The organism is Prauserella salsuginis (genome assembly GCF_024648885.1).
In the GTDB taxonomy this organism is placed as follows: domain Bacteria; phylum Actinomycetota; class Actinomycetes; order Mycobacteriales; family Pseudonocardiaceae; genus Prauserella; species Prauserella salsuginis.
This window is the reverse complement of the sequence record NZ_JANBBF010000010.1, coordinates 808,790-832,515: the sequence shown is the minus strand read 5'-3', so window position 1 is coordinate 832,515 and position 23,726 is coordinate 808,790. Positions and strand designations below refer to the sequence as shown.

The 23,726-nt window shown below is 70.6% G+C and carries 20 protein-coding genes; 8 read left to right on the top strand and 12 right to left on the bottom strand.

Annotation, left to right across the window (positions count from 1 at the left end; translation table 11 throughout):
- Window positions 1–238: transposase (locus LY40_RS15000; protein WP_258937194.1), on the bottom strand; the 238-nt coding region annotated here is incomplete at its 3' end.
- Window positions 239–378: 140 nt separating this feature from the next.
- Window positions 379–1,299 carry a DUF6670 family protein gene (locus tag LY40_RS14995; RefSeq protein ID WP_258937193.1) on the bottom strand — a complete coding sequence of 307 codons (921 nt, stop codon included), beginning with the start codon at window positions 1,297–1,299 and terminating at the stop codon, window positions 379–381.
- A 403-nt stretch (window positions 1,300–1,702) separates the two neighbouring features.
- On the opposite strand from LY40_RS14995, the gene LY40_RS14990 reads away from it, so the two are divergent.
- The gene (locus LY40_RS14990; protein ID WP_258937220.1) at window positions 1,703–2,239 is read left to right on the top strand and encodes a hemerythrin domain-containing protein; all 537 of its coding nucleotides are present in this window, start codon (window positions 1,703–1,705) and stop codon (window positions 2,237–2,239) included.
- 242 nt (window positions 2,240–2,481) lie between these two features.
- On the opposite strand, the gene LY40_RS14985 is transcribed toward LY40_RS14990, so the two are convergent.
- From LY40_RS14985 to LY40_RS14970, 4 genes are all read right to left on the bottom strand, one after another.
- Window positions 2,482–3,648 carry an outer membrane protein assembly factor BamB family protein gene (locus tag LY40_RS14985; RefSeq protein WP_258937192.1) on the bottom strand — a complete coding sequence of 389 codons (1,167 nt, stop codon included), beginning with the start codon at window positions 3,646–3,648 and terminating at the stop codon, window positions 2,482–2,484.
- A gap of 26 nt (window positions 3,649–3,674) precedes the next feature.
- Window positions 3,675–4,505: a hypothetical protein gene (locus LY40_RS14980; protein WP_258937191.1), complete on the bottom strand. Its 831-nt coding sequence runs from the start codon at window positions 4,503–4,505 to the stop codon at window positions 3,675–3,677.
- 6 nt (window positions 4,506–4,511) lie between these two features.
- Complete coding sequence (locus tag LY40_RS14975; protein ID WP_258937190.1) at window positions 4,512–4,967, bottom strand: hypothetical protein; 456 nt, start codon at window positions 4,965–4,967, stop codon at window positions 4,512–4,514.
- A gap of 145 nt (window positions 4,968–5,112) precedes the next feature.
- Complete coding sequence (locus tag LY40_RS14970) at window positions 5,113–9,717, bottom strand: WD40 repeat domain-containing serine/threonine protein kinase (protein ID WP_258937189.1); 4,605 nt, start codon at window positions 9,715–9,717, stop codon at window positions 5,113–5,115.
- Between the two features lie 170 nt (window positions 9,718–9,887).
- On the opposite strand from LY40_RS14970, the gene LY40_RS14965 reads away from it, so the two are divergent.
- Window positions 9,888–10,283 carry a hypothetical protein gene (locus LY40_RS14965; protein WP_183782841.1) on the top strand — a complete coding sequence of 132 codons (396 nt, stop codon included), beginning with the start codon at window positions 9,888–9,890 and terminating at the stop codon, window positions 10,281–10,283.
- A 73-nt stretch (window positions 10,284–10,356) separates the two neighbouring features.
- Window positions 10,357–11,838, top strand: a complete 1,482-nt coding sequence (locus LY40_RS14960; RefSeq protein ID WP_183782839.1) for an amidase — start codon at window positions 10,357–10,359, stop codon at window positions 11,836–11,838.
- A gap of 54 nt (window positions 11,839–11,892) precedes the next feature.
- On the opposite strand, the gene LY40_RS14955 is transcribed toward LY40_RS14960, so the two are convergent.
- Window positions 11,893–13,545 carry an AMP-binding protein gene (locus LY40_RS14955; RefSeq protein WP_258937188.1) on the bottom strand — a complete coding sequence of 551 codons (1,653 nt, stop codon included), beginning with the start codon at window positions 13,543–13,545 and terminating at the stop codon, window positions 11,893–11,895.
- A 188-nt stretch (window positions 13,546–13,733) separates the two neighbouring features.
- Here LY40_RS14955 and LY40_RS14950 point away from each other — a divergent pair, with 188 nt between their 5' ends.
- Both LY40_RS14950 and fgd read left to right on the top strand, forming a co-directional pair.
- Complete coding sequence (locus tag LY40_RS14950) at window positions 13,734–14,639, top strand: LuxR C-terminal-related transcriptional regulator (protein WP_258937187.1); 906 nt, start codon at window positions 13,734–13,736, stop codon at window positions 14,637–14,639.
- Window positions 14,640–14,781: 142 nt separating this feature from the next.
- Entirely contained in the window at window positions 14,782–15,786 is a 1,005-nt protein-coding gene (gene fgd, locus LY40_RS14945) for a glucose-6-phosphate dehydrogenase (coenzyme-F420) (RefSeq protein WP_258937186.1), read from the top strand.
- A gap of 147 nt (window positions 15,787–15,933) precedes the next feature.
- Here the strand turns inward: fgd and LY40_RS14940 are convergent, their stop codons facing one another.
- The gene (locus tag LY40_RS14940; protein ID WP_258937185.1) at window positions 15,934–16,800 is read right to left on the bottom strand and encodes a DUF6292 family protein; all 867 of its coding nucleotides are present in this window, start codon (window positions 16,798–16,800) and stop codon (window positions 15,934–15,936) included.
- Between the two features lie 680 nt (window positions 16,801–17,480).
- On the opposite strand from LY40_RS14940, the gene lexA reads away from it, so the two are divergent.
- The gene (gene lexA / locus LY40_RS14935; RefSeq protein WP_372497743.1) at window positions 17,481–18,137 is read left to right on the top strand and encodes a transcriptional repressor LexA; all 657 of its coding nucleotides are present in this window, start codon (window positions 17,481–17,483) and stop codon (window positions 18,135–18,137) included.
- A 94-nt stretch (window positions 18,138–18,231) separates the two neighbouring features.
- Here lexA and LY40_RS14930 read toward each other — a convergent pair whose 3' ends face one another.
- Window positions 18,232–18,822 (bottom strand): CGNR zinc finger domain-containing protein, encoded by a 591-nt coding sequence (locus LY40_RS14930; protein WP_183782829.1) that lies wholly within the window; start codon window positions 18,820–18,822, stop codon window positions 18,232–18,234.
- 170 nt (window positions 18,823–18,992) lie between these two features.
- Between LY40_RS14930 and LY40_RS14925 the strand changes: the two genes are divergently transcribed.
- Window positions 18,993–19,985: an ArsR/SmtB family transcription factor gene (locus tag LY40_RS14925; RefSeq protein WP_183782824.1), complete on the top strand. Its 993-nt coding sequence runs from the start codon at window positions 18,993–18,995 to the stop codon at window positions 19,983–19,985.
- Between the two features lie 80 nt (window positions 19,986–20,065).
- On the opposite strand, the gene LY40_RS14920 is transcribed toward LY40_RS14925, so the two are convergent.
- From LY40_RS14920 to LY40_RS14910, 3 genes are all read right to left on the bottom strand, one after another.
- The gene (locus LY40_RS14920) at window positions 20,066–20,461 is read right to left on the bottom strand and encodes an SH3 domain-containing protein (protein WP_183782822.1); all 396 of its coding nucleotides are present in this window, start codon (window positions 20,459–20,461) and stop codon (window positions 20,066–20,068) included.
- 116 nt (window positions 20,462–20,577) lie between these two features.
- Window positions 20,578–22,203 (bottom strand): alkaline phosphatase D family protein, encoded by a 1,626-nt coding sequence (locus tag LY40_RS14915; RefSeq protein ID WP_258937183.1) that lies wholly within the window; start codon window positions 22,201–22,203, stop codon window positions 20,578–20,580.
- 176 nt (window positions 22,204–22,379) lie between these two features.
- Entirely contained in the window at window positions 22,380–22,994 is a 615-nt protein-coding gene (locus tag LY40_RS14910; protein ID WP_258937182.1) for a TetR/AcrR family transcriptional regulator, read from the bottom strand.
- Window positions 22,995–23,157: 163 nt separating this feature from the next.
- Here LY40_RS14910 and LY40_RS14905 point away from each other — a divergent pair, with 163 nt between their 5' ends.
- On the top strand, window positions 23,158–23,712 hold the full coding sequence (locus LY40_RS14905) for an NAD(P)H-dependent oxidoreductase (protein ID WP_183782816.1): 555 nt from the start codon (window positions 23,158–23,160) through the stop codon (window positions 23,710–23,712).
- Window positions 23,713–23,726 lie beyond the last annotated feature (14 nt).

Here is a 23,726-nt window from a genome sequence, read left to right as displayed (position 1 = left end):
CACCTTCCCGCTGCCAGCGGCGAAACAGCTGGTAGATCGACTGCCAATGCCCATACCGCTCCGGCACGTCCCGCCACGGAGCACCCACCCGCACCCGCCACCGGATCCCATCCAGCAACTGCCGCCGCGTCCACTTCGGCCGACGACCCACCACCGGCCGAGACGGCAACACGCGCTGCAACGCCACCCATTGCCGGTCCGTCAGATCCTTACGAGCACCGCTCGATACGCTTCCCATCGAGGTCTCCGGATAGATGTTGATCTTCTTGGTCGTTGATCCATCTACCGGAGACCTCTCCTCTTACCTACAGCACCCCTCGTTCCTAAACAGCTCCTAGTGCGGATTTCATCGAGGTGTCGGGCTTCCGCTCGAGTCGCTCAACGGCGACGGTCGCTGTATTCGAGGTATCCCTGGCCCGCGATGTCGCGACCCTGGAACTCCCCTTCGTAGCGGTATCCGGCGATGTTTCCCATGCCGGCATAGAGCCACTGGGTGTCCACCGTGCCTTCGAGGCGCGCCAGCGTCATACTTCCGTCGCGGACGATCCACCGGAATCGGGACGGCACGGCCATGGCTTCACCGTCATGCCCGACCAGAGCCTCAGGCTGACTCTCCAACACTTCGAAGCGTGCCGAAGTTCCGAGGCGCCGGACGCCCTGCCCGGCAGTCCGCAGATACCCCGAGATCAACGCCGGCTGCTGCCGGAACGCCCCGAGGCCAACCAGGAGCAGTTGCGTGTCGGCGTCGAGGTTGAGCACGTGGTAGGTGAAGTAGTCGATCGGAAGCTTCAGGCGCTTCGGCAGCGGCCGTTTCGCGATCATGTACGGCGCGAAGCCCGCTCCGTACTCGTAGGTGCATAGGCCGGACACCTCCGTACGGGTGCCCTCATGGGTGATGCTGCCTCGATACCGGGTCAGCAAGGAAATGTGGCTGTACAGCGGACTCTTCGTGAACCAGGTGATCTCGCCGGTCGCGGTGAGCTCTAGATCAGCACCGAAACCGGGCCGACCACTCACCACACGGTAAGACGGGTACAGACCGCTGATCCTGAAACAGTCGCCGAAACACAACAGACTGCCGTCCGCGGCGAACTCACAGTCGTCCTCCCCGTGAGCACTGAACGGATCGTCCGTGGTGGCCGCGGTCCCGTGACACACGGTCGCGGTCTGCCGTGCGGTGCCCTGTAGCACACTGTCGTCGTCCCATGCCCGGAAGCCGCTATAGCCGATGAGTGTCATGTTCGCCAGGAAGCGATGAGGTTCGGGCAGATCGGGAATCATAACGCCGTAATGCGCCATCGCCGGTCGGCCGAGCCGTGTCGCAGCCGGAGGAGGGAAGACCGCCGGACTCGGAACCGGTGAGGCCGCATAGGACGTGGCACCAAAAGACCGCATGATCGCGCGGCTGGCCATCCCTGCCACACCGCCCGAACTTGCCGAGTCGTAGACCACTCCCGCAGGCACCGAGGCGGTCCCACCATTCTTCATCACTCGCAACTCCAACCAAGATGACCGGTCATCTTATTGACGTTATCAGCCGTATATGGCTCACGCCACTGGCCACGCTCTTCCACATGCCCACGCGGCGGCATCGAGACTTGGTGACCGTGCCATCGACCTCCGCTCGGAGCGCGCCGAGGCCTGGCAATGCCTTACATCACGTGCGAACGGAGCGTGCGCACGGTACGAAGGAAGCGTGAGCATGATCGATCTGGGCAGGCCCACCCACGGCGACGTCGTGGACCTCATCGTCGACGATCACCGGCGATTCGAGCTGCTCCTGCGGCAGCTGCGGATGGGCGACGGCGACCGGGACGAACTGCGGCACGCCTTCGCCGCGGTCCACGTCGCCCACAGCGTCGCCGAGGAGGAGGTCGTCTACCCCGTGCTGCGGCGCAAAGCCGACGACGTGGGGAAACACGAGGTCGAGCACGGCGAGGAGGAACACGCCGAGGGCAACGAGGCCCTCCTCCGGGTACTGGATCTGAAGGGCACCGACACGCCCACGTTCGTCGAAGCGGTCGAGAAGCTGAGCAACCTGGTCGCGCACCACCTCGCCGAGGAGGAGCTCAGCATCCTGGCGGCCGCGCGCACCGAGGTCGCCGAACGGACCCGGCTCGCCCTCGGCGAGAAGTGGGCTGCCCGCCGCACCGAACTGCTGGACCAGGACTGCGGCGACGTGGAGTACGTGCGCCGCATCGTCGAGCAGGCCCGCCGCGAAGGCCACCTCGACGACTGACACCGGCGCGCCGACACCTGACGCCGGCGCGGCTCCCACCCGACGCCGGCATCCGGCATCCGGCATCCGGCATCCGGCATCCGGCATCCGGCGACACCGATACGGGAGCCGCCGAGGCGGGGCACCGACACGACCGCGCGCGAACACCCGTCGACGCCACGGCTCGGCGGCATCACGAACAAGAACGCGCCTGCGGCAGGCATGCCCCGCAGGCGCGTCCCCGAAGTGCTCACGGCACCGGATCACTCACCGGCCGGGTAGAACCGGACGTCCGTGCCCTGCTGGTCCAGACCGACGTGGTCGTTCACGATCGCCGGTGCCGCTCCCGTGTCGTCGACGACGACCTCGCCGGTGCGCGCACCCAGGGCAAGGGCCGAATCACCGCGCTCGACGTAGACCGCGCCGCGCCACAGGCCCCTCACCTTGCCCTGGAAGTCGGCGTCGGACCACAGGACCTCGCCGCTGTCGAGATCGAGCACGACCACCGCGCCGTCCTCCTCGGCGCAGACGACGACGGAGGCATGATCGTCGGTGTCGCAGATCGTGTCCTCGGAGAGCAGGTCTTCGTTGAGGCTCTTCTCCGATCCGTCCTCGACCGAGATCAGCCGGGTCCTGTCGTCGTCATCGGTCACGAGGATCCACGACCCGGCGTCCCCGATCCGCTGCGGGTCGATCTCGCTCTTCCAGGCATGATCCCCCGTCTCGACGTCGATACCCGCCACCGTGTCCGAGCCGAACCCCGCGGCGACACCGGAGTCGACGCCGACGACACTGGCCTCGTCGTCCTCCCAGAGCACCTCCCGCTCGGCAAGCGACAGTCCGAACGTCACCTGCGTCGCCGAGTCATGGGCCACGCTCATCACAGCCACGCCCCGTTCGACGCCCAGGACGCGGACGGACGCGTCCTTCTGGGGTACGACGGGCGCCGCGGCAGGTTCCGGGATCGTGACCCGCCACCGCACCTCCGCAGTCGCGGCGTCGAGGGCAACGATCTCGACGTCGAGCTGCGTGGCCCCCGACGGCTCGACGGCGAAGCCCACCAGCACGGTCGACTCGCCGTCCACGTCGGCCAGCGCCGGAGTCGGCCGGTAGTACTCGGTCGGATCCACCGAGTCGAACAGCGGCTCCCCCTCCGGCTCCACCCGTGCCGTCTCCTCGCCGCTGGTGGCGTCGTAGACCACCAGCGCGCCCGGCCTGTTCAGGTACACCTGCTCGTCGTGCAGCGCCGCGGCAGGCCAGTCGCCTTCCGGAGCCACGTCCGCCACCGTGGTTTTCGGCCCGGTGTCGAAGGTGACCGGCTCGACCGCAGCGCCGCCGCTCCCCCCTTCGCCCGCACATCCGGCGACGACGAGGAGCGCCGCCCCCAGCACCCCGGCCGCACCGCGCCGGCCCCAGCTACCGATTCCCATGAGGTTCCTTCCGTGAGGACGGACGGTCATTGCCGTCCGCCGGAGCGTCGCCGCGCCGCGCGCTCCACTTCGTCGAGGTCTTCGGCGGTCACGAGCCTGCGCTGTGCCGCCCGTTTGGCCACTGCGAACCGGGCGTTGAACAACCTGCCGTCCCGTGCGGCCCCGTACGGATCGAGCGACTCCCCGAAGGCGATGCGGGAGATCTTCTTGATCGCCTCGTCGACCCGCCTGGGGTCTGCGAGGTTCCAGGCGTCGCCCTCCCGCCAGTGATCGATCCGCCGATGGATCTCCTGATGGGTCGGTACGCTCTGCTCGTCGTCGGTTCCGGTGAGCAGCGGCTCGGTCAGCGCGAGCGCCACGTACCAGACCTTCGAGTAGCGGCTCAGCACCTCGGGCGCCTCCGCCGTCGGCACCGCGGCCTCCGGCACCGGCAGGTCGCTTCCGGACAGCTCCGTCAGCTCCCTGGTCCGTTCGGCACCCGACACCATGAACGTGAGCGCGAGGTCCTTCGGCCCGCCCGCCGCCTCGAGGCCGGCGAACACGACCAGCTCGTTCTTCCCCTCGTCGAGCACGACCGACATCCCGTCGACGAGGGTGACCCTGCGCGCCCCGCCGGGAGCGTCGAACAGGCTCGACAGCATCGCCTCGTTCGCACCCCGCCAGGTGAGCCGCACGCCGGCCGGTTCGACCAGCACGTCGCCGAGCACCCGCGACACGTGCGGCCCGCATCCCGGGACGGCGACCGTGTACCGGCCGGCCCTGCGAGTGCCGCGATGCGGGGCGCGCCCGAACACCAGCCGCTCACCGGCCGACAGCGCGACCGGGTGCAGCTCGGGCGAGCGCACGATGACCCGCACGCGGCGTCACGCCTTCTCGACCGGACGGCCGAACCCGTCGGCGCGCCAGCCCGCCTGACTCGCGGCGACCCACAGCACCCCGCCCAGCAGCAGCGGCACCATGACGAACATCGTGATGGCCTCCGGGGCGAGCGCGACAGCGATCACGAGGACCACGGCCTTGGCTCCCACATAGATGTGCACGCCGCGCATCTGGCGCAGCCACACGGCGGCCAGCGCGCTCAGGCACACGACCGCCTCTGCCAGCGCGAGCAGGCCGAGTTGAGTGGCCAGGTCGTCGAGCTCCCTGCCGTGCTCGAACTCGTCCGCCACGGACACGATGCTGGCCACCAGCGCGTAACCGTTGAACAGCGTGAGCACCACCAGCGCGATCACCAGCGCCGGGGTGAACCGGTGCTGCCGCCGCAGCTGATCCCACCGCGTTTCCTCCCGCCGGCCCCGGATCTCGTTCTCGCCTGTCATCACGACCCGCCTTTCCATCACCCGACACCCCGACCGGCGCTGCGCCGCCGCGGTGTTCCGTCGCGGAAACGATCGCCGAACCGGCGACCCGCCGGAAGCGGAACGTTCCGGATCCACGGCGTTTCTGCTGGTCACCTACACTGCTTCAGCCGCCGCCGCAGCTGTCTGCAGTCGCGTCCGCTGCGCCGAGGTCGCGGCAGACGTGGCGGGCCGCGGCAGCTGCGTCGACGTGCCACAACGCCACCGTGGTGTCCGTGCCCGCCCTCGCGAGCGTCGAACCGTCCGGGGAGAACGCGAGCGCGTTGACCTCGAAGCCACGGCCCGAGGTGAGCCTGGCGGTGAGCTCGCCGTCCTCGAGGTCCCACAGCCGGACGGCGCTGTCGTCGGTGGCCGCGGTCGCGACCGTGGTGCCGTCCGGCGACAGCTCGAGCGCCCGCACGGCCGACGGGTGCACGCCGAACTCCCGCTGCAACGTCCCGTCCGAGGCGTCCCGCACCTGAATCCGGCCGGTCACCGACGCCGCGATGAGGTTCTCGCCACCGGGCGCGTATACGGCGTCGGTGATGTCGTCCTCGATGCGCGCGGTATCGGGGGCCGCGTCGAAGTCGTCCGGGCTCCAGGTCTTCAACGTCACCGCGGTACCCGCGCCGCCGTCCTCGGAACCGCTGCCCTCGACCTCGCCCGGCAGCGCCGAACTGCTGCTGACCGCCGACAGCCTGCTGCCGTCCGGGCTGAACGCCAGTGCCGACGCCGATCCCGCGTCGAGTTCGAGCACCGCGACCGGTTCACGGCTGCCGAGGTCCCATACGTGCACCCGGCCCGGCTCGTTCGGACCACCGGGGTGCTCGCTCGCCGCGGCCAGCAGGGAACCGTCGGGGGATATCGCGAGTTCGCCCCGGAACCAGTGTTCGCCCACGGTGAACGTCCCCGGCTCCCCGTCGGGCGGTGTGACGGTGAGTGTGCCGTGGGCCTCCCCGACGACGCGGGTGCCGTCAGGCGCGTAGGCCACGGCCATGCCCGACGAGTCCAGCATGCGCGGATCGCCCGCCGCCCTGCCGGTCCGCCTTCCCCACGTGTGCACGGCACCCGTCCCGTCGACCGCCGTGGCCCGGTCGCCCCGAGGGTCGAACGCGACGTCGAGCACCGATCCGCGCGGCGCCTCGTACCACGGCGTGCTGCGACGCCAGTCGACGACGCTGCCCCCGAGCCGCACGGCGACCGTCGTGGCCGCATCGGCCGTCACGGCAAGTCCTGCGACGGTCATCCCGCCCGTGGTTCCGGCTCCCTGGCCTCCGGCCAGCTCGCCGAGCCGGGTGCGCTCCACCGGGTCCCAGGCGATCACGCGGCTGCCCGTGGCGGTGAGCAGTTCCGTGCCGTCGCCGGAGAACGTCATGATCGACGGCCCTTGCGCCACGTCGTCGGACGACCGGGTGCGATCCGTGATCCGGCCGGCGGCCGAGCCGTCGCCGCGGTCGTAGAGGCGGATGGCGTTGTCGTGCTGACTCGCCGAGGCCAGCAGGTCGTCCGACAACGCCACGGCCACCGGCAGACCACCGGCTTCGGCTCCCGCGGCGTCGCTGTGCGCGGTGCTGCGGAGCAGGCGTTTCCCCGAGGTCGTGTCCCACAGCGCGACGCTGCCGTCGATGCGGCCGACGGCCAGGCGGGACCCGTCGTAGGCGAGCGAGTAGGCCAACTCGTCCGCCGGCTCGCCGAGCCAGCCGCGGTGCCGGCCGGTGCGCGGGTCCCACACGCCGATCCGGGAGGTCTCGTCGACCGCCTGCGCCACGAGACCACTGCCGTCCGGATGCCACGCGATCGGCCCGCTCACCCCGCCCGCTGCGGCCAGGATCGGTGTGATCGCCTCACCGCTCGCCGCGTCCCACACGCGCACGCCGTCGCCGAATGCGGCCACGGCCAGCATCGAGCCGTCGGGCGAGAAACGCACCGCCTGCACTGTCCCCGCGTCGAGGTTCGTGTCGAGCGTCGTCTGCTCTCCCGACGTGGTGTCCCGGACGACGACCTCCCCGACGCCGGACTCGCCGCCCGTTCCGGCGACCGCGATCCGTTCGCCGTCGTCGCTCACATCGACGACGGTGGCGGGGTCGAGACCGGAGTCGAACCCGCCCAGCCGCGGCAGTGCGTCGGCAGAGAGCAGCGCCCCGCGTGCCTCGGCCGTCGGCGCCGCCCGCCATGCGCGCAGCGCAGCCTGGCGCGCACCGACCGGGTCCCATTCGGACTGTGCCTGCGACTCGGCCGCGAGCTGCCGGGACAAGGCCACCTGCGCCTGCCGGTCCGCGTCGTTCCAGCCGCTCACGGCCAGTGCGCTCGCGACGAGCGCAACGACCAGCAGTCCGGCGAGCCCCGCAGCCACACCTCGCAGTCGCCGCGTCGACCGCTGCTGTTCCCTGCGGCTCGCGTGCAGGAACGCCCGCTGGTTCTCCGTCAACTCCCGGCCGTCGGCCCATTCGAGCGCGGTCGCGAGCCGGGCGCCGCGATACAGATCGCCGCGATCCTGCTCGCCTTCCCGCCAGTTGACTGCCGCCTCGTCGAGCCGCTGCCGGACGAGGATGTCCTGCCGCTGCGCCTCGACCCACTCGCGCAGCCGTGGCCATGCGGTCAGCAGCGCATCGTGGGAAAGCCGCACTCCCTCGGTGTCCACTTCGGCCAGACGTGCCGCGAGGAGGTCCGACAGTGCCTGCTCGTCCACGTCGGCACGATCTGCTCTGCGCCGTGCGAGGCCGCCGTCGGACTGCACCTTCACGAGCTGCAGCAGCGTGGTCCGCAGCGCTTCGGCACGGCCACCGTCCAGGCGCTGGTACAGCCGGTCGGCGCTCACGGCGACAGCGCGGTCTACACCACCGGTGGCCTGATACCCGGCGAGCGTCAGCGCACCGCCCGACCGGTTGTTCCACGTCTCCCGCAGTGCGTGCGCCAGCCGGGGCAGCACGCCGTGTTCGCCGGGCGAGCCGTCCCGCGCGCCCGCGTCGGCGATGAGCCGGTCCACCAGCCCCGTCTCCACCGCAAGGCCCGCGTCCCTCGCGGGAGCCGTGATCGCCTGCCGCAGTTCGGTGATGCCGAGGGGACCGACGACGAAGGGGTGGTCGAGCGCGCTCCGGAGCGGTTCCAGTGCGATGCAGTCGGGGACGTGGTCGGCCCGCACGGCAAGCAGCACCACCGCGGGCCGGGCACAGGCCAGCGCCGTTGCGAACGCGACCTGCTCGTCGTAGCTCGCCCCGTCGGTGAACAGCTGCTCCAGCTGGTCGACCACGATCATCGGTGGCGCCCCGGCCGCATCCGGCCGGCAGTGCTGCCCGAACGACTCCGGGTTCCGCCGGATCGACGCGGCGAGTGCGGCCGGATCGGCACCGGTCACCGCGGCCGTCCGGACGGCGAGCGTGTCGACCGGCCGCTGCCCGGGTGTGAGCACGACGCGCTGCCACGGCACCCGCTCCTCGTCCAGCACCGGGAACAGACCGGCCCGCAACAGTGAGGACTTGCCGGCTCCCGACGCGCCGACGACCACGAGCGGCCCCGAACCCGGCCCGTCGGCGGTCAGCCGGACCAGCAGATCGGTGATCTCGGCGTCACGGCCGTGGAACCAGGCGGATTCTCCGGTGCCGAAACTGCGCAGCCCCGGATACGGGCACACCTCGCCGACGCCCGCGGCCTCCGGGTCGGCACTGGTCGGCGATGCACTGTCCGACGATGCATTGCCCTGCAACGCGCTGTCCGACGATGCATTGCCCGGCAACGCGCTGCCCGACGATGCGCTGTCCGCGGGATCGGCCGTGTCCGAGGAAACGACGGCGCCGGTCACGGCGGGTTCCCTGCGCCTCGCGGACACGGTCACGATCGCCCGCATGAGCGCCTCCCGCGCCGGGTCCGCCGAGCCACCGGGCGCGGTGACGTCGGCGTCCGGGACCGGATCGAGAGCCTCCTCGTCGGCGAACGCGGCGGTCGCGGCGGCCAGCAGTTCCCCTGCGGTGGCGAACCGCCGGGACGGCTCCTTGTCCATCCCGGTGGCGACGATCATGTCGAGCGCGGGCGGAACGGTCGGATCGAACACCGACGGTGCGGCGGGCGGGTCGTTGAGCTGTGCCGCCAGTTTCTCCGCCGGATCATCGGCGGGGAACGGCACCTTGCCGGTGAGGCACTCGTACAACACGCACGCCAGCGCGTAGACGTCGGCGGCACCGGTGACGTCCCGGCCCCGCAGCTGTTCCGGGGCGATGTAGTCGAGCGAGCCGACGTAGCTGCCCGTGCGGGTGAGCCTGCTGTCGTCGGACTCCAGTTGCCGCGCGATACCGAAGTCGGTGAGGTGGGCATCGTCGTCGGGGCCGATCAGGATGTTGGACGGCTTCACGTCCCGGTGCACGATGCCGGCGGCGTGGGCGGTGTCGAGCGCGGCGGCCACCTGCTCGAGCAGCCGCAGAGCACGCCGGGGTTCGAGCGGACCGCGCGCCAGGAGCCGCCGCAGGTCCGTCCCCTCCACGAGCCGCATCGCCACGTAGTGGCGGCCGTCGTCATCGGCCCCTGTGCCGTACACCTCCACGATGTGGGGGTCGGCCAGCCGCGCCGCCAGCTGCGCCTCCCGCCGCAACCGGGCCGCGTGGTGCTCGTCGGCCGAGGCCGCCAGCAGCTTCAACGCCACCGGCCGGTCGGTCACGGTGTCGACGGCCCGGTAAACCTCCCCCATCCCGCCACGGCCCAGCAGATCACCGACCCGGTAGCGGCCCCCGAACAGCTCCACGTGCACCTTTCGTTCGCCATGATCACGACAGTCGGATTTGCACGATAGCGGGGTCGCGACCCTCCCGGGGCCGAGTCGACGTATCGATCGGCGAACCCGTTCCGTCACAAGAACGTCTCGATGCCGCAGACACGCGGTAACCGGTCTCACCGGTACGGTATTGCGAGAACATGACCATGAAGACGGCTCTCGCCCTCGCGGGTTCGGCGGTAGCCGTGCTCGCGACGGTGTCCGCCTGCGGCGGCCCCGTCGAGGACATCGACGCGCTACGGGACGCGTACGTCGAGGCCGGCGGCGGCTGCGACGACTTCGAGCTGTCCGACGACACGAACCGGCCCAGCCGATGGACGGCGACCGCCACCTGCGACGGCTCGACCCTGCTGTTCCTCTATTCGGACGCCGAGAGCCGCGACGCGGACATCGCATCGTTCAAGTCGGTGGCCGAGGACCGGGAGTCCAAACTGTCGAACACCCACGGCATCACCGGCGAGTACTGGATCATCACTCCGTCCGAGGACTACGACATCGCCAAGACCATGGACGGCAAGATCGTGTCCTTTCCCTGACGACAACCCACCGGTTGCCGGCCGTACGGCCACATGATCGTCTCAGCGTGTACCCATCGACAAGGAGCAAGCCGTGGATGAGCAGGACTACCTCGCACACGACGGGCTGGGCCTCGCGGAGCTGGTCGCCTCGGGCGAGGTGAAACCCGACGACCTGCTGGCCGCGGCGAGAAACCGCGCCGACGCTGTCGATCCGCGGGTAGGCGCGATCTGCACCCGCCTCGACGAGTACGCGGACCGGCGCGTCACCGAACAGCTCTCCGGGCCGTTCGCCGGGGTGCCGTTCCTGCTCAAGGACCTCCACCAGCAGCTAGCGGGCGAACCATCCGCGGACGGCTCGCGCGCGCTCGCCGGGACGAAGGCCGAGCGCAACGACACCGTGGTGCAGCGGTGGCTCGACGCGGGCCTGGTCGTGTTCGGCAAGACCAACACGCCGGAGTTCGGGGCCAAGGGCGTCACCGAACCCCTGTTGTTCGGCCCCACCCGCAACCCGTGGGCACTCGACCGCACCCCGGGTGGTTCGTCGGGCGGGTCCGCGGCGGCCGTGGCGGCCGGGATCGTCCCCGTCGCCGGGGCCAGTGACGGCGGCGGCTCGATCCGCATCCCCGCTGCGTGCACCGGCCTCGTGGGATTGAAACCAGGCCGAGGTCTGGTCCCCTCCGGCCCCGACGAGAGCGAGCCGTTGGGCGGGCTGGCCACCAACGGCGTCGTCTCCCGCACCGTGCGGGACACCGCCGCGATGCTCGACGTGCTGGCCGGCCCCGACGACATGAGCCCGTACCACCCGGCCGTCCCGGACCGGCCGCTGCTCTCACAACTGGAGGAACCGACCGGACCGCTGCGGATCGGCTACACGGCCGCGTCCTCGCTGCGCGACAAGGTCCACCCCGAGGCCGTGCGGGCCGTCGAGCACGCCGCCCAGCTGCTCACCGACCTCGGCCACCACGTCGAGGAGGTCGAGCCGCCCTACGACGACCGGCAGCTCGGCCAGGACTTCCTCACCGTGTGGTTCGTCCGCCAGGCCAACGAGGTCGCCCGCATCAAGCGGGAGACCGGAGCCGGCGACGATGCGTTCGAACAGGACACCCGCATGATGGCCGAGCTCGGCCGCGGGTTCTCCGCCACCGAACTGCTCGCCGCGCAGGAACGCCGCCGTGACCACGTCGCCGCGCTCGCCCGCTTCCACACGAGCCACGACCTGCTGCTCACGCCTGCACTCGGCGAACCGCCGATCCGCACCGGTTCGCTGAACATGCCGGCCCCGTTGCAGTGGCTGGCCGAGGCGATGATGCGCACGAAGAGCTTCGGTGTGCTGCGCCGCACGGGAATCGTCGACCAGGTCGTCCGCAACAACCTCGGCTGGGTCCCCTACACCCAGCTGGCCAACCTCACCGGGCGCCCGGCCATGAGCCTGCCGTTGCACCTCACTCCCGAAGGGCTGCCGCTGGGCGTGCAGTTCGTCGGCAGGCTCGCGAGCGAGGCGCTGCTGCTCCGCCTCGCCCGCTCGCTCGAGGTCGCCGCACCGTGGGACGGCCACCTGCCGCGGCTGCGCTGAGGCACCCGACACTGCCGGGCCGGGCCCGCACCACCGGCGGGCCCGGCTCCGCGGTCACTTCCCGGCGCGCTCCTGGCGCAGTTTGAACCGCTGGATCTTGCCGCTGGGCGTCTTCGGCAGCTCGTCGACGACGTGCACGCGGCGCGGGTAGGCGTGTGCCGCGAACTCGCGCTTGACCCGCTGCTGCAGCTGCTGCTCCAGTTCCGGCGACGGCTCGGTGCCCGGCTTGAGCACGACGTATGCCTCCAGCACCTCACCGCGCAGTTCATCGGGGGCACCGATCACGGCCGCCTCGAGCACCGCCTCGTGGCCGACCAGCACGCTCTCGACGTCGAACGGGCCGATGCGGTAGCCCGCCATGATGATCACGTCGTCGTCCCGGGACGAGAAGTAGAGCCTGCCGTCGGAATCGCGGTAGGCGGTGTCTCCGGTGATGTACCAGCGGCCGTCCGCGCTGAACCGCTGCGCCGTGCGCTCCGGGGCGTTCGCGTAACCGTCGAACCACATGAACGGGCTGGCGTGGGTGTCGACGGCGAGTCTGCCGACCGTGCCGTCCGGCACCACCTCGTCGACCTCGTCGGCGAGCACCTCGCACGCCCAGCCGGGCAGCGGGTACCCCATGGAGCCCGGCGTGACCTCAGCCTTGAGCTCCGGTCGCCACGCGTTGCCGATGACCATGCCCAGTTCGGTCTGCCCGTAGTGGTCGCGCACCTCGACACCGAGCGTGTCGGTGGCCCAGGCGACCACTTCCGGCGTCAGCGGCTCGCCCGCCGACGACGCGCAGCGCAGCCGCACCGACACGGCCTCCTGCGGCGGTTCGCCCCGCAGCGCGCGGTAGATCGTCGGCGCCGCGGCGAAGTTCGTGACCCCGAACCGATCGAGGATCCGCCACGTCAGCGCGGGCGAGAACCCGGCGTGCAGCAGGATGCTCGGCCTGCCCAGCGCCAACGGTCCGAGGATCGCGTAGTACAGGCCGTACGCCCAGCCCGGATCCGCGGCGTTCCAGAAGACGTCCTCGGAACGCACGTCTAGGGCGTCGAGCAGGTACCGCTCCATCGACGCGAGCGCCCGCACCGGCACCGGAACGCCCTTCGGAGTCCCGGTCGTGCCGCTGGTGAACAGCAGGATCAGCGTGCCGTCGCCGCCCACGCGCGCCGGTTCGACCGCCGGTTCGGCAGGCGCTGCGGCCACGAGGTCCTCGAACCGATACCAGCCGGGCGCCGCCGGAGCCTCTCCGCCGACCTGGACGACCCGCCGCTCGGCGGGCTGCCCGTCCTCCTGGGCGAGTTTCGGCGCTTGATCCGCGTCGGCGACGACCACGCGGGCCCCGCTGCCGTCGAGCCGCATGTCGATCGCGGGCTTGGCGAAGGCCGTGAACAGCGGCACGTGCACCGCCCCGAGCCGCCAGATGCCGAGCAGGACCGCGGGCAGCTCCGCCGACTTGCTCATCAGCACCCCGACGGCGTCGCCACGCCCGACGCCCAGGTCCGCCAGCATCGCGGCGACCCGTTGCGACTGCGCGGTCAGCTCGCCGAACGTGAGCTCACGGGTGGTCAGGTCCGCTTCGACGACCCGGAACGCGACCGCATCGGCCGGATGCCGATCGCAGAGCAGCTCGGCCGCGCACGCGTCGTCGGCCCGGTACTCCGCCCGCCCGTACTCGGCCCGTCCGTGTTCCGGCTCGGCCGCCGCAGGTGTGGTGCCCATTCTTCTCCTCGACTCCGTTGTCGTGCGCTGTACTGCCGGTCGATATGCGCCGTGCGCAGGCGCGTGTCCGCGCGGTGCGCGGCGCCACCTGACGATCGCCACAGCGCGCGATTCGGGCTACGTTCTTTCGTGGGTAACGGGGCCCGCCGCCGCGCCCCGGTGACGACCTGCGAGGAAAGGTGGTGGCCATGCCAGGCACGTATCCCGTCCCTCCCGGTGGTGGCCGCGGGGCCGGCCCCGCGACGGTGCCCGGCGACCTGCTCGCCGAACTCGACCGGCTGCTCGCACCGAGCGTGCGCTCGTTGCGGCATTCGTGCGCGGTGGACCTGACCTTCGGCGGCAGCCTCGCGCCGGGTTCGCGGGATGCGATCACCATCCGCCATCTCGACGGCCACCTCGGGCACACCCTGCGTGACCTGCATGTCCGCGCCGGATACGGACTCGGCGGCAAGGTGTTCTCGATGGGCAGACCGCTGGTCGTGCGCGACTACTTCAACACCGCCCACATCGTGCACGCCTACGACCGCGCCGTCGCGCCCGAACGCATCGAGACCGTGTTCGCCGTGCCGATCCGGGCCGGCGAGACGGTCGTCGGCCTGCTGTACCTGGCGCAGCGCGACGACGTGGCGATCGGCGACCGCATCGTGGCACGGGCCGTCGAGCACACCCGCCGCATCGAACGCGACCTCGCCGTCGGCGTCGAGGTCCGCAGGCGCACGGCCGCCTACGACGAGGCCGCCACCCGCGATCACCGTGCCGTCGCCGACGCGCGCAGGGACCTCGACGAGGCGATCTCCCTGGTCGGCGACCCGCAGGCGCGCCGGCGGCTCCGGGAGGTCTCGCAGCGGCTGCACCGCATCACGGCCGGCGACGACGGCGCCCCGCAGCCCGCGGCCGACGGCGTGCTGTCGGCCCGCGAACTCGACGTGCTGCAGCTCGTCGCCACGGGCGCCGCCAACGGCGACATCGCCGCCGAGCTCGGACTCCGACCCAACACCGTCAAGGCCTACCTGCGCAGCATCGCCCGCAAACTCGGTGCCACCAACCGCACCCACGCCGTCTCCCTGGCCCGGGAATCGGGGTTGCTCCCGTGACGACCGGGAACCCGCACCGGGCGGGCCGCGCGTCCGGTGCGCTGGAGCGCCCGCTGTGACGTGCGTTTCGCGCACGGTGCCGCAAAGATCATTACGTTGGACGGTGCCAGCAAACGCGGTTCTCTAGGTCGAAAGGCTCTCGATGGATCTGAAAGTCGGTTACAAGGCGTCCGCGGAGCAGTTCGGGCCGCGGGACCTGGTCGAGTTCGCGGTACGCGCCGAAGAGCTGGGGCTCGATTCGGCCTGGGTGTCCGACCACTTCCTGCCGTGGCGGCACGAGGGCGGGCACGCCCCGTTCGCGCTGACGTGGATGTCGGCGGTCGCCGAACGCACCAACCGGGTGCAGCTCGGCACCAGCGTGCTGACGCCCACGTTCCGCTACAACCCCGCCGTGATCGCGCAGGCGTTCGCCACGATGTCGCTGCTTTCGAACGGCCGCGTCATCCTCGGCGCGGGGACCGGCGAGGCGCTCAACGAGATCGCCGTGTCCGGCCGCGAGTGGCCCGAGTTCAAGGAGCGCTTCGCCCGGCTGCGCGAATCGGTGCGGCTGATCCGTGAGCTGTGGACGAAAGACAACGTCTCGTTCGAGGGCGACTACTACACGCTCGTCGACGCCAAGATCTACGACCGCCCGGACACGCCCGTGCCGGTCTACATCGCGGCGGGCGGACCCGTCGTGGCCAAGTACGCGGGCCGCGCGGGCGACGGGTTCATCTGCACCTCCGGCAAGGGCATGGAGCTCTACACCGACAAGCTCCAGCCCGCGGTCGCCGACGGCGCGGCGGCCGCCGAACGCGACGCGGCGGGCATCGACCGGATGATCGAGATCAAGATGTCCTACGACCGCGAACCCGACCGGGCACTGGAGAACTGCCGGTTCTGGGCCCCGCTGTCACTCACCCCGGAACAGAAGCACAGCGTCACCTCGTCCGAGGAAATGGAACGCCTGGCCGACGAACTGCCCATCGACCAGGTCGCCAAACGGTGGATCGTGGCCTCGAACCCCGACCAGGCCATGGAGCAGATCCAGCCGTACCTCGACGCCGGGTTCAACCACCTCGTGTTCCACGGACCCGGCCACGACCAGGAACGCTTCCTCGGCCAGCTCAGCGAGGACATCCTGCCGCGGCTGCGCGCCCAGGCCTGAGCCGCAGCGGCCGGTCCGAGGCGAGCTCGCACTCGCTGGGTGAGTGCAGGCGAGCCGGGACGAAAGCAGGGTGCCGGCCGACCGCCCCCGCGCCGGTCGGCCGGCACCGTTCATCAGCCGGCTCCGTTCATCAGCCGGCACCGTGCGTCAGCCGACCCCTTCGTGCCACAGCGGCGTGGCTGCACCCTGCTCCGGCACGTCGACCTCGGGCATGTGCGGTTCCCGGTCCGACCACGCGGCGGCCTGCAATCGGGCGCGCACGATCTGCGCGGCGTGCGGGTGTCCGCTGGGTTCCGGGGGTACGTCGAGTCCGACCGGCCTGCCCCCGGTCAGCTCCCTCACGAAGCGCACCACCGCATCCGGCTCCGGCAGCAGCTCCGCGCCGTACCAGGCACGGATCACGAGGTCCTCGCCGGAGTGCGTCTCCGCGCCCACCGCCCAGCCGGTGCGGCCGTCCCAGACAAGTGCCACCTCGCGGCCCTCCATACCGGGCAGTTCCCCGTCGAGCGCGATGTAAGCCGTGGCGGTGCGGTCGTCGACGTCGGACCATGCGGCCGCCGCTTCGAGCCCGAGTCCCGCGGCGACGACCTCGACGTACCTGCGCAGGCCACGCTGAGTGCTGTCGAGATCGATGCCGGCCAGCCCGCTCGCGGCGAGGTTGCGGTCACCTGCGACGTGGTGCACTGCATCGCACACGGAGTCGAACCACACGATCGGGCCGTCCGGCGCGACCAACCGCACCACCCGGCGCACCTGCCTGCCCGCGACCACGGCGATCGTGCCGTCCCCGTCCGTGGCGCGCCGGGCGGCACGCAACAGCAGTTCGACGCCGGCCACGCTGCAGAACTCGACGGCCGACATGTCGATCACCAGCCGATGCCGGCCCTGGTCGGCGGCGGTGTCCAGCTCCCGGCGCACGATCGGCGCGGTGAGCAGGTCCAACTCCCCGCCGATCTCGCAGATCTCCACACCACGTCCGTGCCGGGTTCGCCGCAGCCGCACGTGCTGCCCCACCGGCTCGTCGTTGCCGTACCCCGAATCCCGGCGCTCGGGCCGTCCGTACCGAGGATCTCCACGGCCCGCGTTCCGGTGTTCGGTGTTGCGGTGTTCCGCGTTCCGACTACCCGACGTCCGGTGCCCCGTGCTTCGGTGCGGCGTGCCTCTGTGCCCCGAGCCGACCGCGATCTCATGACTCATAGATGTAGTGCTCCCCCTCAATCATGCGGGCGTCGCCCCGCCGACGGTCCCCTCGAACCGAACGGTCGACCACAACGCCCCGTCCAAAACCGAATCACTCGATCGGAAATCGATCAGCGTTCGTTCCCGACGTTCGCCCGATCAGCGACCCCTCACGAACGCACGCCATTCAAGGTAGCCAGATTCCCCCGGTCGTGCATCACCCGTTCGGACGTATCTTATCAGTAGTTTTCGCAGGTGAGCAGCGCCAAAATGGACCGAGTCAAACCGTTGATAAATCACCGGATGCGGCGTGATCGAATTGCCTTCAGTTCGATTATGAACACTCTCAACAGCAGTCGAACACCCGAGTCAAGCACCGGGCTTAACATTTCGCATCGGCTCATAAAATGCAGAGTGACGACGCTGCGTACACGCCCTGGCCCGGTCGACGGCCGGAAAATCGGCGGCGCCGCGTCCGGGTTCGATCACCGGCGGTTACGATGCCGCCCGTGACGATCCACGGCGACCACGACCTCTTCGGCGACCTCGACACGTCGGCACTGCCAGAGCGACAGCAACGCATCCTGGCCACCATCCGCGACCGGGTCGTGGCCGACGGCTATGCACCCACCACCCGGGAGATCGCCGAGGCGATCGGGCTGCGGTCGTCGTCCTCGGTCTCGAAACACCTCGCGGCACTGGAGGACAAGGGATTCCTGCGCCGCAGCCCGTCGGTGTCGCGTCCCATCGACGTCAGGGCGTTCCTGCGCGGCACCGCCGAACCGGAGTCCACAGAGGACTCCGTGCCCGTGCCGGTCGTCGGCGACATCGCCGCGGGTACGCCGATCCTGGCCGAGGAGCACGCCGACGACATGCTCTCGCTCCCGAGGGAGCTGACCGGCCGCGGCACCGTCTTCGGGCTGCGAGTGCGCGGCGAGTCGATGATCGACGCGGCGATCTGCGACGGCGACATCGTCGTGGTGCGCCGCCAGGACGAGGCGCATTCCGGTCAGATCGTCGCCGCGATGCTCGACGACGAGGCGACGGTGAAGGTGTACCGCAAACGCGGCGGTCACGTACTGCTCGAACCGCGCAACGCCGACTACGAGGTCATCGACGGCGACGACGCGGTGATCCTCGGCGTCGTGGTGTCGGTGCTGCGCAACGTCTGACACGACGGTGGAAGGCTGACACACAGCACACGCGGCCGACGACTGCGCACGCGACTGCACCGCGCCGGACGTCCGTCGCATCCGGCTGCCCGGCTCATCGGCCGGAGCGCGACCTCCGACGTTCGTGGAAACGGGCCACGCGCACGCGGTTGCCGCAGATCGCCGGGTTGCACCACCGGCGCCGCGGGTGTGCGGGCAGGAACAGCAGGACGCAGAAATCGGCCGCGCAGTTGCGCACGGTCTCCACCCGCTCGTCGGCCAGCAGCTCGGCCACGGATTCGGCAAGGGCCGCAGCGACCCGCGTACCGCGAGGTCCGTCGTGGGTGGCCGTGAGCTTCGCCCTCCCCTCGCCCTCGCGGACCAGCTCACGGCGTAGCGGAGCGGCACGCATCGCCTCGTTGATCGCACGCACGTCTCCGGCCGTGGGCTGGTCGCCCCGGCGGGCACGCGCGATCGCCGTCGCGGCGTGCTCCCTGAGGTCCCGGACAGCGGCGAGGTCGGCCTTCGCCGGCGCGTCGATCAGCGACGCCGGCATCGTCGACAGGCGTTCCCGTTGACAGTCCAGCCAGCGTCGCAGTCCGGCCAGATCGGCGAGGAAGTCGAGTTCCTGGTCCGGCAGCCGTGCTCGCGTATTCACCAGATCGAGCGCCAACGGCTCCCCGACCAGCGGTCCCGGTTCGACCATGTGCGTAATGGTACATAACGAAGTTGACCCATTAACGCCGTGGCGCTAACGTGGACGCGTCGCTCGCCGCTGTCCGCCACGCAGGGGGAGGCAGACAGCGGCCGCGCACCGCCGACGGGCCGTCGTGGCCGGGCGGTCTCGTCGGTGTCGCCGCTCGAGGGGGAGAGGGCATGACGTTGCGCATCGTCTTCACCCGCGACGACCTCCAATGCGTGCGCGTCGCGGACCGACCCGACCTGATGTGGGAACTCGTGCAGAGCCTGCATCAGATCCAGGACCCCGCGCCGGATACGCGCTACAGCGCCTGGCACCGCGAGACACGCCACCGGATCCACGGCCACGACGGCGCGGGAGCTCTCCTCGGCCCACTCTGCACCCTCGTACCCGCACAGGGCACGTTCCCCGATTTCCTCACGCCGACCGCGGACATCCCGGACATCGAGACCGGGTGCGAACGAATCGTCTGCACCGGGCGAACCCTGCTGGAGCGGGACCTGCGGTCGGTGTTCGCCTCGCGTCCCGCACCGTCCTGGATCCGCGACCTCGCCGCAGGCGACCGCGGCATGCTCACCGAGGTCGCAGCCGCGTTACACGGCGCCTACGACCTACTCGTCCGCCCACGGTGGTCGGCGGTGCAGGACGACGTGCGAGCCGACCGCGCACGGCGGATGCGCACACTATCCTCGGCGGGGGTCGGCGGCCTGCTGTCCGGGATCCCCGGCGTACTCGGGTGGGACGGCGAGGTGCTCCGGGTTCGGTACGCGCTCGACCGCACCCTGCACCTCGGCGGACGCGGAATCACGCTGGTACCCAGTCATTTCTGCTGGCCGAACCCGATCAGCCTGATCGACCCCGAGCTCCCGCCCACACTCGTGTATCCGGCCACGCCCGCCGATCCGGAGCGCGGCGACGACGACGTGCGCCACCTCGAGGCCCTCCTCGGCCCGAATCGTGCGGCCTGCCTGCTCGTGCTCCGCAAGCCGTACACGACGAGCGCACTGGCCGACCGAGTCGGCATCTCCGCAGGCAGTGCCAGCAAGCAAGCCACCTGCCTGCGCGAATCGGGCCTGGTCGTCAGTGAGCGGCAGGGCAACGCCGTCGTTCACCGGGTCAGCGAACTCGGCAAGGCACTGCTCGCGGGTCGGATCCCGGCGTACGCCTGAGCACCGGACCCAGCGCACGCAAGCGTGCGGGAACATCCACGATGGACGTTCCCACACGCTTGCCGAGCTGGAATCGGCTATCAGCAGACCTTGTTACTGCCGCCGTCCCGCAGCACGTCGTCGCGCACCCAGCCGTACGCCGTGTGCTTGACACGCATGAACGTCCAGGTCTTCCCGTCGCTGCCGACGTCGAAGCAGTGATAGTCCGCCTTGTTGGTCGAACCCACCTGCGTCACGACGCCACATCCGGTCGACGGTCCACTACGGATGTTGGTGGTTCCGTCGAACGGCTTCGGATACGTGCTGTGGTCCTTGTCCCCCGCCGTGGACCCGCAATCCGGGGCAGTGGCAGCGGATCGGTCCCGAACGGAGTCCAGCTTCCCTCCTTCCGCTCCGCTTGCCGTCGCCGGCCCCATGACCATCGCCAGCGCCGACAGCAGACCCACTCCCGCACCGGCCAGTGCGTGCTTTCGCATGATGCTTCTCCCCTCATGGACACCGGGCTCCCTGCCCGGTGTCCACGAGAGTCGCGGTTACCGGCCGACTCCGGCGACGTCTTTTCTCGGCCGGGAAAACACGCGTCGCCGCGGCCTCACCGCTGCCGAACGCCCGGCGTGCCGGCCTCGATCTCGAACGACGCATCGGTACGGATCGGTGCGTCCTTCTTCGAGACGAAGTCGACCACCTGGTAGTCGGCGACGTAGCGGTCCCTCGACACGTGGCAGGAGACGTATCCGCGGCGGTCGCAGTGGTACTTCGTGTGCGGGTTCTCGCTCCGGATGACCGAGCCCGGGTCGTTGGTACCGGTGCCGTCGCCGTTGGAGGTGATCGACGTCGTCACGAACTCGCTGGCCACCACCGCGGTCTCCGGCTTCTCGAAGTCGCGGCGCAGGTCGTTGACCCAGTGCTTGTGGACGTCGCCGGTGAGGACCACGACGTTGTCGATGCCCTTCTCCTCGACGTACCCGAGGATGCGGTCGCGCGAGGCGCGGTAGCCGTCCCAGCCGTCGTTGTAGCCGCCCGGATCCTCGCCTTCGACCTCGTCCATGCTGGCGAAGTAGATCTGCTGCGGCACGACGTTCCACGCCGACTTCGACTCGTCGAAGCCCTTCTCCAGCCACGCGTGCTGCTCGTCGCCGAGCATGTTGGTCTTCCACTGGTCGGGACCCGACACCTGCGACTTGTCGTTGTACGGCTGGTCGTCGCGGTACTGGCGGGAGTCGAGCACGCTGAACGTGGCCGTGTCGCCGTAGCGGAACCGCCGGTACAGCGGCAGGTTCGTGTCGACCGGCTTGCGGAACCGGCGCAGCGGCATGTGCTCCCAGTACGCCTGGTACGCCGCCGCGCGCCGCTTGGCGAACTCCTCCCGGCTGCCGTTGCCCTGTTCCGGGTCGTCGTTCTCCGGGACGAGGTCGGCGTAGTTGTTGTCGGTCTCGTGGTCGTCCCACGTGACGATGAACGGCGACACCGAGTGCACGAGCTGCAGATCGCCGTCGGTCTTGTACTGCGCGTGCCGCTGCCGGTACTCGCCCAGCTCGTTCATCTCGTCACCGGCGTGGGTGCGCACGTCCCCGTTGACACCCGCGGCGTACTCGTACAGGTAGTCGCCGAGGTGGAACACCATGTCGGGCCGCTCGGCGGCCATGTGGCGGTACGCCGTGAAGTAGCCCTGCTCCCAGTTGGAACACGACGCGAACGCGAAGTGCAGCTCCGGCGTCGTGCCGGGCGCGGGCGCGGTCCGCGTACGTCCGGCCTCGGAGATCTCCCCGTCCACGCGGAAGCGGTAGAAGTACTCGTGGTGCGGTTCGAGGCCGCGCACGTCGGCGTGCACGGTGTGCGCCTCCTCCGGCAGTGCCCGCTCCGTGCCGCGCTTGACGACCTTGCTGAACTTCTCGTCCAGCGCGATCTCCCACTGCACCGGAACGATGCGGCCGGGCATGCCGCCGTCGAAGTCCAGCGGCTTGGGCGCGAGGCGCGTCCACAGCACGACACCGTCGGGCAGCGGGTCGCCCGATGCGAGGCCGAGCTGGAACGGGTCGGCGATGCGGCGCGACGGCGCCGCGGCTGCGGGCCCGGCTGCGGTACCCGTGCCGAGCACGACGGCGCCTGCGCCGACACCGGCCATGCCGCCGAGGAAGCCGCGGCGGGAGACCGGGCTTGCGGCGGACGACCGGTCGCTGTCGTGGTTGCTGCTACGGCGATGACGTGGCGGGAACATCGAACCTCCTGGAACGGGAACCGGGTTGGCTCAGCACGGCCAGGAAAACCGCACACCGTGAACGCACAGTGGCGTTGCGGTAGTGCTTGATCGACACCCACGCGTCACGTTCGCGCGCAAGCCGCCGTGTTGCGGATTCCAGGGCCCGTGTTGCGGATTCCAGGGGCCCGGTTGCTTCAGCCGAGCAGGCGGTCGACGAGATCGGCCCAGCCGGTTTCGAGCCGTTCGAGGGGCAGTCCCCGCTGAGACGTCAGATGTGCCGTGAGCGCCGAGTCGACGAAGCTCAGCAGCGTGTGGGCGAGCAGTTCGGCGTCGCCGCCCGTGGTCTGCACGCCCGCCGACCGCAGCAGCATCGCCAGGTGCGTGTGCCGCAGCCGGATCGACGGCGTGAGGTACCGGCGCTCGGGTTTGCCCTCCGCCGCGAGGTAGAGCTCGCGGTGCGCGGCGTCGTGCCGCAGCGCCGCGGGCCCGAACGCATGGAGGCGCTCCCGCGGGGGCGCGCCGGGGCCGAGCGGTGGTTCGCCTTCGAGGAAGCCGGCCTGGAACCGCGCTTCGACGTGGTCCAGCAGGGCCTGCAGCAGGCCGATGCGGTCGCCGAACCGGCGGAACACGGTGCCCTTGCCGACCTCGGCTGCGGTGGCGACGGCGTCCATGGTCAGCTGCTCGACGCCGTGTTCGTCGGCGAGGCGCGCGGCGGCGGCGAGCAGCCGGGCGCGGTTCCGTACGGCATCGGCGCGCAGTCGGGGTTCCTCGCCGACCGGCGTCAGCGGGAGCTCGCGTCGCTGGGGCACGTCCACCGACGATAGCGGCTGTTCGGGCCTTACGAAGCGCGGACGACAGCGCGCGGCGGGTTGCCTACACCACTAAAGGTGGACCCTGGTCCGGTTACGGTCGGCCGACGATGCCATCATTTCCCGTCGTCAATACGCTCCACGCCGCCGGGAGGCTGAATCCATGTCCGTCGAGATCCTCACACTGGTCGGTAGCCTGCGCGCCGCCTCGCACAACCACCAGCTCGCCGAGGCCGCGGCCAAGCTCGCACCCGCCGATATCACGCTGACCGTCGCCGACGGCCTCGGTGACCTGCCGTTCTACAACGAGGACATCGACACCGCCGCCGCGCTGCCCGCCACCGCCGCCCGCCTGCGAACGGCGGCCGAACGGGCACACGCCTTCCTCTACATCTCGCCCGAGTACAACGGCACGATGCCCGCGGTGATCAAGAACGCCATCGACTGGCTGTCCCGGCCGTGGCAGGCGGGCGCGATGACCGGCAAGCCGGTGGCCGTCATCGGTACGGCCCTCGGCCAGTACGGCGGCGTGTGGGCCCACGACGACACCCGCAAGGCCGCAGGCATCGCGGGCGGCGCCGTCATCGACGACGTCAAGCTCGACATCCCCGGTTCTGCCACGCGGTTCGCCGAGACTCACCCGTACTCCGACGCCGAGGTCGCCGAGCAGCTCACCAAGGTCCTCACCACGCTGGCAGCCAAGGCCACCACGGCTTGATCCGCACGGGCTGA